Below are 13,573 nucleotides of genomic sequence, written 5' to 3' on the forward strand. Positions count from 1 at the left end.
CTGCTGCGCAGCAGCCCCGTGCGGCCTAACGCTAACGCTGTCACCTATTCCCTGTCTCACAACAGGGGTGCAGTCCACAAGACAGCCCTACTGCCTACTGCCTACTGCCTACTGCCTACTGCCTACTGCCCTCCTCAAATCCCCAACCACCGCCCGCCGGTCATTCCGCCGCCAGGCGAGGTGGACCGACACGCTGCGTTTGAACCAAGGCAGGTCGCGGAAGACAACGCCCGCGGGAGCGGCGCTTCGCAAGCTTTCCTGAACCGTCGCCAGACCGAGACCGGCGCTGACCAGGCCGAGCGAGGTCAACGGATCGGCGGTCTCATAGGCGATGTCGGGCATGAAGCCGGATTCGGCGCAGGCCGCCAGGAACTGCGCGCGATTGGTGTCGCCGGGCTGGCGCACGACGGTGATCCAGACGCGACCGTCGAGCTGACCGGGTTGGATGTCGGCGACACCAGCCAGCGGATCGCCCTGCGGCATTGCCAGAACCAGCGGCTCGCGCCGCACCAGCATGCTTTCAAGATCGGAGTCGCCTTCCGGTGCGGGCGAATAGACGAAACTAAGGTCGAGGATGCGCTGCCGCAGATCCTCGAACTGCGCGGCCGTCCGCCGGCTGCGCAGTTGCAGATGGAAATCCGGCCGCGCGCGGCGGAAATCCTTGAGCATGTCGGCGACCAGCCCGGAATGCACCGCGCCCTCGACATAGCCGATGGCGAGGCTGCCGGCGGCGCCGCTGGCGAGGTTGCGGCCGAGCTCTTCCAGTCGCGCCGCATTGGCAAGCAAGGCGCGGGCCTCGGCAAGGAATGCCCTGCCCTCGGCATTGAGGTGGACGCGCTGCTTCGCCCGCTCGAACAACGCGACGCCGAGTTGCTCCTCGAGCTGGATGATCTGCCGGCTCAGGGGCGACTGCGAGATGTGCAATTGCTCGGCGGCGCGGCCGACATTGCCAGCCTCGGCGACGGCGACGAAATATCTTACCTGGCGCAGGTCGAGCATTTTCCGCCTCCAACAACCAAGACCTTTCCAGTCTCAACTATAGCCTAATCAGTCTTGGACAGTCTGGCCACCCAACGCGATATCTCCCGGCATCAACCGGCCACAAAGGAGACCGCCATGCAGTTCTTTGCCCTGCTCACCCGCAACACTCAAAAATTCAGCGACGCCGATTTCGCGCCGCTGCTGCCGCCCGAATCCGAACAGCGCAAGACGCTCTACGCGCAAGGCGCCGTGCGCCAGATCTGGAACCGCGGCGACATTCCCGGCACCGGCATGATGTTCGAGGCGGTCGACGACGCCGAGGTGCGCGGCCACCTTGCCACGCTGCCGCTGATCGAAGCCGGCATGATGGATATCGCGGCGATCGTGCCACTCAACCCCTATCCGGGTTTTGGGCCGAAGCGCTGAACGTCGGATGATCGGGCTGTCGTGCCCGCGGCAGCCTCACAGCGGCCAGCGTTGCTGCATCGAAATCCATACGATCAACGGGACGGCGACCAGCAGCGCCAAGTCCAGTCCGGCACTTCTGGCCTTGCCGGCATTTTGCCGTTGCACCTGTCGCCACACCCGAAATCCCGCGGCAGGGACAAGCAGCATATAGACGGCGCCCAGTATCCAATAGAGAGCCGTATCGGTCGCTGGAACGCCTGCCAGCTTCAGCACGCCGCCAATCAGGATCATCGGCACCGCAGCGGCGAGACCTGCCACCAGCCAGGCGGCAAAGGCGATCAGGACGCCCGGAAACGGCGTCGCCGACAGCGCGACAAGCACCGCCAGAAAGATGAGAGAAGCGATAAAAGCGCGCTGGCTCACGGCCAGGCGTCCTGCATCGCGTTCAGCGACAGCCAGGCCATCGAAGGCAGCGCCACAAGCAGCGCCAGCCGCAGCCCTACGGATCGTGCCTGATCGGCCTCGCCGCTTTGGAGACGCCGCCAGATCTGGAGCACCGCAAAGAGGACGAACAGGGCATAGAATCCGCCCAGCATCCACAGAGCCGTCTGACCGGATATCGCCATGCCGTTATTCTCAAGCACCTTGCCGATCAGCATGACCGGCCCGGCGACGAAGAAGGCGATGGCGATGCCGAACAGGAAGCCGATCATCGCGCCCGGGAAAGGTGTCGCCGACAGCGCCACAAGCACCGCCAGCAGGATGATCAGGGTAATGAACGCGCGCTGGCCCATGGCCATATTCCCTCATCGGACGGTGCGTAACGTACCGGTTCGACCTTAATTGCGCGTAACGGCGTGGCCGGTCTTCGAGCCGCAGGCCGGAGCCAGAGACCGCCCTCCCCTTGCCGACAACGGAACCGGCGCTATTGTCGGCGGCCATCGAAACAGGGGCGAAAACTTCCATGAGACTTGGCTTTGTCGGCACGGGCACATTGAGCTCGGCCATCGTCACCGGGTTGAAGTCGCTGCCGGGCGAGACGACGCCGGTGGTGGTCTCGCCGCGCAACGAGACGATCGCCGCCGAGCTTGCCGCGCGCCACCCGGACGTGCGCATCGCCGCCGACAACCAAGCCGTGCTCGACCAGTGCGACACCGTCATGCTGGCGGTGCGGCCGCAGATCGCGCGCGAGGTGCTGAAGGAACTGCGGTTCCGGCAGGACCATCACGTCGTCAGCCTGATCGCCACGATATCGCGCGAGGAGATCGCGGGCCTCGTGGCGCCGGCGGCGCATGTCGGCAAGGCGCTGCCGATGCCGATGATCGCGCGTCTGCAAGGGGCGACGATCATCTGCCCACCGGACCCGATCATGGCGGCGTTCTTCGGCAGGCTGAGCGGTGTGACCGAGGTCGAGGACCAGGCCGAGTTCGACGCGCTCAGCGTCGTCACCGCGAACTACGCCAGCTATTTCAGATATCTCGACACGATCCACACCTGGGTGCGTAGCCAGGGTGTGGCTGGAGACAAGAGCCGCGCTTATATCACCAGCATCTACAAGGCGCTGGCCAACGCTCCGGATACGGCGCCGGACGAAGACTTCATGCATCTTTCGCGGGAGTATGCGACGCGCGGCGGCATCAACGAACAGGTTCTGCGCGAGTTGACGGAACACGGCACGTTCGAGGCTTTTGCCGAGATCCTCGGCCGCGTGCACCAGCGCATTACCGGCGCGTGATCGGGATTACTCCGCTGGAGCGAGCCTCGGCAAGGGTCTGCGCGCGCTGAGCCGATCGAGATAAAGATAGACGACCGGCGTGGTGTAGAGCGTCAGCAGTTGCGAGACGATGAGGCCGCCGACGATCGCCGCGCCGAGCGGCTGGCGCAATTCCGCGCCGGTGCCGGTCTCGATCGCCAGCGGCAACGCGCCGAGCAGCGCCGCGAAGGTCGTCATCATGATCGGCCGGAAGCGCTGGACGCTCGCCTTGTGGATGGCCGCGCGGGACGAGAGCCCTTCCTGGCGTTCGGCCTGCAGCGCCATGTCGATCATCATGATGGCGTTCTTCTTGACGATGCCGATCAACAGGATGATGCCGATCAGCGAGATCACGTCGAACTCCATGCCGGTGACGATGAGCGCGAGCAGCGCGCCGATGCCCGCCGAAGGCAGCGTCGACAGGATGGTGATCGGGTGCACATAGCTCTCATAGAGCACGCCGAGCACGACATAGATCGTGGCAAGCGCGGCTGCGATCAAAAGCAACTCGTTGAGCAGATTGGCGCGGAAGGCGAGTGCGGTGCCGGCCAAGGAGCCGTGGATCGTGACCGGCATCTTGAGCTCGGCCATGGCGCGGTCGATCGCGGCCGAGGCGTCGCCGAGCGTCGCGCCATCGGCGAGGTTGAACGAGATGGTCGTGGCTACGAAATGGCCCTGGTGGTTGACCGAGAGCGGCATCGTCGCCGGTCCATAGGTGCTGAAGGCGGCCAAGGGCACCATCTTCTCGGCCGAGGTGCTGACCGCCGCACCGCTCGACGCGCTGCCATGACCGGTGACGGCAATGGCGTTGGTCGCCTGGTTCTGCAGCGAGCCCGTCAGGCTGCCGGCCAACGCGTTGGTCTGCTGCGTGCCGCTGGCCGCGGCACCCGAGGTGCTGACATAGATGCCGTTCAAGGCGCTCGGGTCCTGCAGGTAGCGCGGCGCCACCTCCATGACGACATGGTACTGGTTGCGGGCGTTGAAGATGGTCGACACCTGGCGCTGGCCGAAAGCGTCGTAAAGCGTGGCGTCGATGCTGGCCGGCGTCAGGCCGAGCCTGGCCGCGCTCTCGCGGTCGACCGTGATGTTGGTTTCGGGCCCGGCCTCGTCGCGGTCGGAATTGACGTCGGTGAGCTCGGGCGCCTGCTTCAGGAGATCGACCAGCTTCGGCGTCCATTGGTCGAGATCGGCGGTGGTGTCGGCCTGCAGCGTGTACTGGTAGGTCGCAAGGCTCTGGCGGCCGCCGACCCTGATCTCCTGGCGCGGATTGAGGAAGAGCTGCGCGCCGGGTAACTGCCCGAGTTGCGCGCGCAGCCGGGTCAGAACCACCTGCAGTGGCGCCCGCTCGCCCTTCGGCTTCAGGGCGACCTGAACGAAGCCGGAATTGGTCTGCCGCCCGCCGATAAAGCCGACCACGTTCTCGACCGCCGGGTCGCTCTTCAGGATCTGCTCCAGCTGCTCGAATTTCTGCCGCATCAGCTGGAAGGAGATGGCCTGGTCGGCGCGCAAGCCGCCCATCAGCTCGCCGGTGTCCTGCTGCGGGAAGAAGCCTTTCGGCACCACCGTATAGAGATAGACGTTGAAGACGATCGCCGCGAAAAGCACCACCAGCATGATTTCGGCATTGTCGAGCGACCAGGCGAGCGAGCGGCCGTAGAAGGCGCGGACGCGTTCGAAGACGCCTTCGCCGAAGCGGGCAAGGACCGAGCGTCTGGCCGATGGGCTCGCGGCCGGGTGCAGGAAATGCGCGCACATCATCGGCGTCACGGTCAGCGACAGCACCAGCGAAATGGCGATCGACAGCGAGAGCGTCAGTGCGAATTCCTGGAACAGGCGGCCGAGTATGCCGCCCATCAACAGGATCGGCAGGAAGACGGCGACCAGCGAGGCGCTCATCGACAGCACCGTGAAGCCGACTTCCTTGGCGCCGACCAACGCCGCCCTGCCGCGCGGCGTGCCGTCCTCGATGTGGCGCGTGATGTTTTCGAGCACCACGATGGCGTCGTCGACGACGAAGCCGGTGGCGATGGTGAGGGCCATCAGCGACAGATTGTCGAGCGTGAAGCCGAGCAGATACATCGCGCCGAAGGTGCCGAGGATCGAGACGACCAGCGCGACGCTCGGGATCAGCGCCGCGCGCCAGTCGCGCAGGAAGCAGAACACGACGAGGATCACCAGAAGCACCGCCAGCACCAGCGTCAGCTCGGTGTCGTGCAGCGAGCCGCGAATGGTGGTCGAGCCGTCGGTCGCAATGCTGAGCCGCGCATCGGCCGGCACCGAGGCCTGCAGTGTCGGGATCAGCCCACGGACGCGGTCGACGGTCTCGATGATGTTGGCGTTGGGCTCGCGGTAGAGCACCAGAAGCACCGCCGGCTCGCCATTGGCGAGGCCGAGATTGCGCACGTCCTCGACGGAATCCTCGACATCGGCGATGTCGCGCAGCCTGACCGCCGCATTGTTGCGCCAGGCAATCACCAAGTCGCGGAAATCGGCGGCGTGGCTCGCCTGGTCGTTGGTGTAGAGCTGGTAGCGCAGCGCGCCGTCTTCCTCGAAACCCTTGGGGCTGCGCGCATTGGCAGAGGCAAGGGCGGCCCGTACATCCTCCAGGCCGATGCCGTAGTGGAACAGCGCGCCGGGATTGAGCTCGACGCGCACCGCCGGCAGCGATGAGCCGCCGAGGTCGACATTGCCGATGCCCTCGACCTGCGACAGGCGCTGCTGCAGCACGGTCGCGGCGGCATCGTAGAGCTGGCCGGGGGTGAGCGTGCGCGAGGTCAGCGCCAGGATCATCACCGGGGAGTCGGCGGGGTTGTATTTGCGATAGGTCGGGTTGCTGCGCAGGTCCGACGGCAGGTCGGCTCGGGCGGCGTTGATCGCGGCCTGGACATCCCGCGCGGCGCCGTTGATGTCGCGATCGAGGTCGAATTGCAGCACGACATTGGTCGAGCCGGTGCCCGAGCGCGAGGTCATCTCGGACACGCCGGCGATCTGGCCGAGATGGCGCTCGAGCGGAGCGGCGACATCGGTCGCCATCGTGTCGGGGCTCGCGCCCGCCATCGAGGCCTGCACCGAGATGGTGGGGAAGTCGACCTTGGGCAGAGGTGCCACAGGCAAATTGAAATAGGCGATCAGGCCGGCGGCGGCGAGGCCGATCGCGAGCAGCGTGGTGGCGACCGGCCGCGCGATGAACGGCGCCGAGAGGTTCACGGCACGGACCCGCCGGCAGACGCTTCGGCGACGCCGGCGCCGCGCCGCGTCAGCCGGTCGAAGGCAAGGTAGATGACCGGCGTGGTGAACAGCGTCAGCACCTGGCTGACGATCAGCCCGCCGACGATGGTGATGCCGAGCGGCTGGTGCAGCTCGGAGCCGGCCAGGCCGCCGACCAGCAGCGGCAGCGCGCCGAACAACGCTGCAAAGGTCGTCATCAGGATCGGGCGGAGCCTCAGCAGGCACGCCTCGTAGATCGCCTCGCGCGGATCGAGCCCCTGCAGCCGCTCGGCCTGCAAGGCAAAGTCGATCATCATGATGGCGTTCTTCTTGACGATGCCGACGAGCAGCACGATGCCGATGATGCCGATGACGTCGAGGTCATGGCCGGCGAGCATCAGCGCGACCAGCGCGCCGACGGTGGCCGACGGCAGCGTCGACAGGATGGTCAGCGGATGGATGAAGCTTTCGTAGAGCACGCCAAGCACGACATAGACGGTGGCGACGGCGGCCAGCACCAGAAGCAATTCATTGGATAGCGAGCTCTGCAGCGCAAGGGCCGCGCCCTGGAAACCGGTCGTCAGGCCGGCCGGCGGCTGCATGTCCTTTTCGGCGGAGGTGATCGCCGCCGTGGCGTCGCCGAGCGAGACGCCGGGGGCAAGGTTGAAGGAGATGGTCGCGGCCGGGAACTGCGCAAGGTGGTTCACCAGCAACGGCGCCTGGCGGACATTGATGCTGGCGATCGCCGACAGCGGCACCTGGCCGGAGCCCGAGGACGGCAGATAGATCGAGCCCAGTGAGGCTGGCGTCTGGCCGACCGAAGGATCGGCTTCCAGGATGACGCGGTATTCGTTCGACTGGGTGAAGATGGTCGAGATGATGCGCTGGCCGAAGGCGTCGTAGAGCGCGTTGTCGACGGTCGCCGGCGTGATGCCGAAGCGCGCGGCGGTAGCGCGGTCGATGGTGACGTCGACGGCAAGCCCGCTCTGCTGGCTGTCGCTCGCGACATCGGCAAGCTCGGGCAGCGCCGAGAGCCTGTCGGTGAGCCTGGTCGTCCATGCCGCGAGCTCGACCGGATCGGAATCCTGCAGCACATACTGGTATTGCGAAGCGCTGATGGTGGAATCGACCGTCAGGTCCTGCACCGGCTGCATGTGCAGCGAGATCCCGGTGACTTGGGCGGTCTCCTGCGTCAGCCGCCTGATGATGGCGCTGGCGTCGGCCTGGCGCTCGTCGCGCGGCTTCAGATTGATCAGCATATGGCCGCTGTTGGCGGTCATGTTCTGGCCGTCGACGCCGATGAAGGACGACAGGCTCGCCACGTCCGGATCCTTCAGGATCGCGTCGGCCAGCGCCTGCTGATGCGCCGCCATGTCGGCATAGGAGGCCGAGCCCGCCGCTTCGGTAATCGCCGAGATGGCGCCGGTATCCTGCACCGGGAAGAAGCCTTTCGGGATGGCGATGTAGAGATAGACGGTTAGCGCGAGCGTCGCGACCGCCACCAGCATGGTCAGCGCCTGGCGGTCGAGCACCCAGCGCAGCGCGGCGGCGTAACCATTGGCGATCGCATCGAAGGCGCCTTCGCTCCAGCGCGCCAGCGCGCCCGGCCGGCGCTCGGCCGGTGGCTTCAACAGCCTTGCGCACATCATCGGCACCAGGGTCAGCGAGACGATGGCCGAGATGACGATGGCAATGGCCAAGGTGATGGCGAATTCGTGGAACAGGCGGCCGACGACGTCGCCCATGAACAGAAGCGGGATCAGCACCGCGATCAGCGAGACGGTGAGCGAGATGATGGTGAAGCCGATCTGGGCCGAGCCTTCGAGCGCGGCGGTCACCGGGTCGTCGCCATGCTCGATGAAGCGCGAGATGTTCTCGATCATGACGATGGCGTCGTCGATGACGAAGCCGGAAGCGATCGTCAGCGCCATCAGCGACAGATTGTCGAGGCTGAAGCCCCACAGATACATGACCGCGAAAGTGCCGACCAGGGACAGCGGCACCGAGAGGCTCGGGATGATCGTCGCCGGGATGTTGCGCAGGAACAGGAAGGTGACGAGCACGACCAGCAGCGCGGCCATCGCCAGCTCGAACTCGACGTCGTCGACCGAGGCGCGGATGGTGGTGGTGCGGTCGGTCAGCGGCTCGACGGAGAGTGCCGCCGGCAGGCCGGCGCGCAACTGCGGCAGCAGCGCCTTCACACCATCTACGACGCGGATGACGTTGGCGCCCGGCTGGCGCTGGATGTTGAGGATGATCGCCGGCGTGCGGTTTTCCCAGGCCCCGAGCCTGGAGTTCTCGGGCCCTTCGATGATGTCGGCCACCTCGCCCAGCCGCACCGGCGCGCCGTTGCGATAGGCGATCACCATGTCGGCATAGGTTTTTGGGTCGGCGACCTGGTCGTTGGCGTTGATGGTGTAGGAGCGCGCCGGCCCGTCGAAGCTGCCCTTGGGCGTGTTAACGTTGAGGGTGCCTATGGTGGTGCGCAGGTCGTCGATGTTGAGGCCCATGCCGGCCAGCGCCTTGAGCTTGACCTGCACGCGCACGGCCGGCCGCTCGCCGCCGGAGATCGAGACCAGGCCGACGCCCGGAAGCTGCGAGATCTTCTGCGCCAGCCGCGTCTCGGCATAGTTCTCGACCTGCGTCAGTGGCAGCGTCTTGGAGGTGATCGCCAAGGTCAGGATCGGTGCGTCGGCCGGGTTGACCTTGGCGTAGATCGGCGGCGCCGGCAGGTCGGCAGGCAAAAGATTGCCCGATGCGTTGATCGCCGCCTGCACCTCCTGCTCGGCGATGTCGAGGCTGAGGTCGAGGCTGAAACGCAGCGTGATCACCGAGGCGCCGGCGGAGGAGCCCGACGACATCTGCTCCAGTCCCGGCATCTGGCCGAACTGCCGCTCGAGCGGCGCGGTCACCGAAGTGGTCATCACCTCCGGGCTGGCGCCGGGATAGAAGGTCTGCACCTGGATCGTCGGGTAGTCGACCTCAGGCAAAGCCGAGAGCGGCAGGAACAGATAGGCGATCATACCGACGATCAGGATGGTGGCCATGATCAGCGTGGTCGCCACCGGCCGCAGGATGAACGGCCGCGACGGATTCAGCCAGCCGGAAACCAGGCCGCTCGGCGTGTTCATTGGCTTGCGCCGCTGTCGCCGCCATTGTCGCCACCGCCGGCATTGCCGCCGCCGTCGCGGCGATGGTGGCGGTGATGCTTGCGGCCGGCAGCATCGCCCGATGCGTCCGTGCCCTCGCCCGCCTGGCCGCCCTGGCCATTGGAGGCTGCGGAAGCGTTGCCCGAACTGGCAGCGTGCGTGTTGCCGGAGTTGGCCGGCGGCGTGCCGGCAGCCGGGCTGCCTGTCCCAACCGCTTGCGGCTGCGCGGGCGCGGCGCCGGCGGCCGGCGCTGTCCCCGAAGCTGGCGCGGCGCTATTGTCGGGCACGGTGACCTTGGCGCCGTCCTTCAGCCTATCGACCCCGTCGACCACGACCTTGGCGCCAGGCGCCAGACCGGAGAGCAACTGCGTGACGGTGGCGTTGCCCGGGCCGAGCGCAACGGTCTTCACCGAGACGGTGCTGTCGTCGTTGAGCTGATAGACGAAGGTGCCTGGCGCGCCGTGCTGGATAGCGGCGTTGGGCAGCACGCTGACCCCGGTCAAGGTGCGCACAAGCAGATGCACGTTGACGAACTGGTTGGGGTAGAGCACGCCATCGCTGTTGGGGAAGACGGCGCGCAGCTTCACCGTGCCGGTGGTCGGATCGATCTGGTTGTCGATCGTCTGCAGCGTGCCTTCGGCGATCTGTTTGGTATCGTTGCGGTCGAACAGAACGGCCTTGAGCCCGGCATTGCCATGCGTCTGTTCCAGCACTTGCGCCAGGCTGTCCTCGGGCAGCGAGAACAGCACCGAGATCGGCTGCATCTCGGCAATCACCGCAATGCCGGTGGCGTCGCCCGGCGTGACGTAGTTGCCCTGGTCAATAAGGCGCAGGCCGATGCGGCCGTCGGCGGGCGCCGTGATATGGCTGTTGGCGATGTTGACCTGCACGGCCTCGATCTGCGCCTGGTCGGACACGACGGTGCCCTCGTCAGACTGGACGGTGGCGCGCTGCAGGTCGACGGCCTGCTGCGTGATGGCGTTGGAGGTGAGCTTCAAATCGCGGTCGAGGTCGAGCTTGGCATCGGCAAGCAGCGCCTGGTCATGCTCCAATTGGCCCTGCCACTGATGCAGCGAGGCGTTCAGCGTGCGGTCGTCGATCTGGGCGAGGAAGTCGCCCTTCTTTACATTCTGGCCTTCGGTGAAGCCGATCTGGGTGATCTGGCCGCTGACCTGCGCGCGCACCGTAACCGTCGAGAGCGGCGTCACCGTGCCCAGCGCCTCGAGCACGATCGGGATATCGGCCTGCGTCACCGGCGCCACGGCGACCGGCTGCGCCAGATCGCCACCGCGGAAACGGCCGCCGCCGCGGTGGCCACCTTGCTGCTGAACCTGAACGGGATGCAGCCAGAACGCGGCGCCTGCCGCCGCCAGGACGAGAAGCAGCGCGACGATCCAGCCGCGCCGCGAGCGGCGCGCGACCACCGGCTGGACCTCGGTCGCGTCTCTGTCGGGGAGCACGGGCTCGCCGCGGACCAGAGGCTCGCTGAGCGGCATTGGCTCGCTGCGGCGCTTGCGCCGGCTGACGACTTCGTCGTCCACTTCTGTCACCTACTCGTCAAGCCGCATCAGGGAGGTTCGCCGCGCGGAGCCGCCCGCCGAACCGTCGCCGATCGCGCCGTCAACATGCTCGAGGCAGGTCATAGGGGCGCGATCTTGCCCGAAGCATAGGCTCGCGGATTTTGCCGCGCAATTCCGACGCACATTAAATTCCTGTAAGAAATTGAATGGGTTAGGACCAAAAAATAGCCTTCAATTCCCGAGAAAAGACGCGATTTCGGGACGAAAATCGGAGGCGGCGGACAATGCCGTCCATCGCTTTTAGACAAATGGCCACACGGCCTTAAGAGGCGAGACCGGGGGTGGCCGAAAGCGGCACGCTCCCGCGCCGGACCTGGCCCGCAATCACCTCAGGATTGCCGGAGGGATTCTCGCGAAGGTGTGAAGTCCGCCAACCGCGCAGCGCAAGAGATGTGGCTTTGGAACCAAGCCCGCGCGTTAGCGTTGCCTCACATAACGACAATTTGGAGATCGTCATGCTGCGAGGCGGATTGCTTTGGCTTATCGGGATTCCGTTGCCCATCATCATCATTCTCTGGCTGCTTGGCTACCTGCACTAGAGCGTTTCACCGTTTCACGGAAACGGCGAAACGCTCTATTCCTTTGTTTTTACGCAACTCCGGACGGAAAACCGCCTACACTTTTCCTGGAATTGCTCTAGCAGCATCCCACCCACGTCCGGGCGGGCGCGGAAGGCGAAGGCGCAATCTACTTGCCGTCCTTCTTCCGCCGGCTCGGCAGGGCTTCGATCTCTTCGGCGGACAAGTCCTTCACCTTGTTCCAGAAGCGCGATTTCGCCGAGTTGAGCAGGCCATCCGGATCGAGCCGTTTCTTCCACGCCAGATGCTTGAAATCCGGCTTCATGCTGCCGCCCTCGACATAAGGCACATGCGGGCTTGAGGTGCCCAGGCCATGCGCCTCGTAGACGGCCGTGATTTCCGCCAGGCGCATGTCGGTGGTGTAGCGCAGGATCGGCAGGTCGAAGGCGACCAGCCTGCCGTCGAGCAACGCGAATTCGTGATGCATCAGCACTTCGTCGCCAAAGGTTTCTTGCAGCGGGTCGATCAGGGCGCTGTCGAGCGGCGCGGGGTACGTCACCTGCAGGTTGGTGACGGTGCGGTCCTGTTTCAGCGCCTGCAGCGTGGTGTGGTTGTAGGAGAACTCGGACAGCGCCGGCAGGCCGGAAGCCGCGATACCTTCCGCATCGAGGTCGATCTCGACGGTGCCGCCATGGTCGCGCAGCGCATCGCGAACCGCTGCCGCATCCGGCTCGGCGACGATGACGATGGCGAGGTCGCGCCCTCGCCGCGCAATTTCTCCCAGCTTGGCGATCGAGGCCGCGATGCGGCCGTCGACCGTGGTCAGCAGCTTGAGGTTCAGCGCGCGCGCGTTGCCGAGCGCCATGCCGGCCTCGAAAGCCTGCCGATAAGTGTCGAACGAAGCGATGATGTTGCGCCAGCGCGCCGACGCGACAGTGCCGAGCGTCACTTCTGTGATGACGCCGTTCAGCCCCCAGGCATGATGGATGGCGAGGATTTCGGGGCCGGTGAAGACGTGGCGTTTCGGCTCTTTCTCCATCGACAGCACCGCGATCGCCTGGATGTTCCTGCCATCGCGCAGCATGCCGTGGCGGATCGAGCCGATGCCGCCGGAGCCGCCGGCGATGAAGCCGCCTATTGTGGCGATGGCTTCGGTCGAGGGCACGATCGGCAATTCGCGACCGTGGCGCGCGAGTGCTGCGTTGATGTCGCCAATGCGGGCGCCGGCTTCGGCGCGCACAGTGCCGGGGCCGATCTCCAGCACACGCGAGATGCCGGTCATGTCGACGATCAGCCCGCCATCCATCGGCACGGCCTGGCCGTAATTGCCGGTGCCGCCGCCACGGATGACGACCGGCACATGCCACTCCGCCGCCACTGAAAGGCAGCGCGCCAGCTCGTCCACCGTTGCGGGTGCCGCGACGAGATCGCCGAAACAGGACGACAGCTCGCGGCTGAGGATCGGGCTGTACCAGAAGAAATCGCGCGAACGCTTTTTGACGATCGAGGGGGTGTCGAAGGTCTCGATGCCGTCAAGCGCCTTGGCGAAGGCCTGCCAGTCGATGTCGGTTTTGCCGGAGATGGACATGGGTCGCCTCGCCTACCGTCGGCTCGTGGTGAAACGAGCACGGGCCAGTGGGCGTCCGCAATAGTCACTGCAGCTTGGATGAGTCCGGCTTTCGTCGAGCATCTCGCTTCTCCGCTGGTCGCGCCGCGACCGGTCGAATTGCGGCTCGTTTCTTGAAAGCCCTGTGCCATGGGGTGGCGCGACTGTCGTTGAGCCTGCGCCATCTGTCAACCGCCTGCCGGCGCTTGACAAAGCCGCCTGCCTGTTTGACGTTTCTTCTCACCATGGCACCGGGTTCGAGCCGCTTTCTCCGACCGGCAAGGCGTCGGAACGAAACGGACCCGCGATGCCAGGCAATCCAGAAATCCCTACCGACATCGAGCAAGGCCAGCGCCTGATGGCGTACGCGT

Annotated in this window: 9 protein-coding genes; 2 read left to right on the forward strand and 7 right to left on the reverse strand. The window is 65.8% G+C overall.

Translation table 11 applies throughout. The features are described from left to right. Positions 1-108: 108 nt before the first annotated feature. The gene (locus LB572_RS24050) at positions 109-999 is read right to left on the reverse strand and encodes a LysR family transcriptional regulator (RefSeq protein ID WP_224669472.1); all 891 of its coding nucleotides are present in this window, start codon (positions 997-999) and stop codon (positions 109-111) included. A 117-nt stretch (positions 1,000-1,116) separates the two neighbouring features. Here LB572_RS24050 and LB572_RS24055 point away from each other — a divergent pair, with 117 nt between their 5' ends. Then, entirely contained in the window at positions 1,117-1,407 is a 291-nt protein-coding gene (locus LB572_RS24055) for a muconolactone Delta-isomerase family protein (RefSeq protein WP_224669473.1), read from the forward strand. A gap of 36 nt (positions 1,408-1,443) precedes the next feature. On the opposite strand, the gene LB572_RS24060 is transcribed toward LB572_RS24055, so the two are convergent. After that, positions 1,444-1,812 (reverse strand): hypothetical protein, encoded by a 369-nt coding sequence (locus LB572_RS24060; RefSeq protein ID WP_224669474.1) that lies wholly within the window; start codon positions 1,810-1,812, stop codon positions 1,444-1,446. Further along, positions 1,809-2,183 (reverse strand): hypothetical protein, encoded by a 375-nt coding sequence (locus tag LB572_RS24065; protein WP_140805625.1) that lies wholly within the window; start codon positions 2,181-2,183, stop codon positions 1,809-1,811. The genes LB572_RS24060 and LB572_RS24065 overlap by 4 nt, the downstream gene beginning before the upstream one ends. Positions 2,184-2,353: 170 nt before the next feature. On the opposite strand from LB572_RS24065, the gene LB572_RS24070 reads away from it, so the two are divergent. After that, positions 2,354-3,124: a pyrroline-5-carboxylate reductase gene (locus tag LB572_RS24070; RefSeq protein ID WP_224669475.1), complete on the forward strand. Its 771-nt coding sequence runs from the start codon at positions 2,354-2,356 to the stop codon at positions 3,122-3,124. 6 nt (positions 3,125-3,130) lie between these two features. Here LB572_RS24070 and LB572_RS24075 read toward each other — a convergent pair whose 3' ends face one another. From LB572_RS24075 to LB572_RS24090, 4 genes are all read right to left on the reverse strand, one after another. Next, positions 3,131-6,349, reverse strand: coding sequence for an efflux RND transporter permease subunit (locus LB572_RS24075; protein WP_224669476.1), 3,219 nt, complete (start codon positions 6,347-6,349; stop codon positions 3,131-3,133). Continuing rightward, on the reverse strand, positions 6,346-9,447 hold the full coding sequence (locus tag LB572_RS24080; protein ID WP_318014063.1) for a multidrug efflux RND transporter permease subunit: 3,102 nt from the start codon (positions 9,445-9,447) through the stop codon (positions 6,346-6,348). Before LB572_RS24080 ends, LB572_RS24075 begins: the two co-directional genes overlap by 4 nt. 29 nt (positions 9,448-9,476) lie before the next feature. Beyond that, entirely contained in the window at positions 9,477-11,039 is a 1,563-nt protein-coding gene (locus tag LB572_RS24085) for an efflux RND transporter periplasmic adaptor subunit (RefSeq protein ID WP_224669478.1), read from the reverse strand. A 726-nt stretch (positions 11,040-11,765) separates the two neighbouring features. Beyond that, on the reverse strand, positions 11,766-13,184 hold the full coding sequence (locus tag LB572_RS24090) for an FAD-binding oxidoreductase (RefSeq protein ID WP_224669479.1): 1,419 nt from the start codon (positions 13,182-13,184) through the stop codon (positions 11,766-11,768). Positions 13,185-13,573: the final 389 nt, after the last annotated feature.

The sequence above is a fragment of the Mesorhizobium sp. BH1-1-5 genome (assembly GCF_020165615.1).
Classification (GTDB): domain Bacteria; phylum Pseudomonadota; class Alphaproteobacteria; order Rhizobiales; family Rhizobiaceae; genus Mesorhizobium.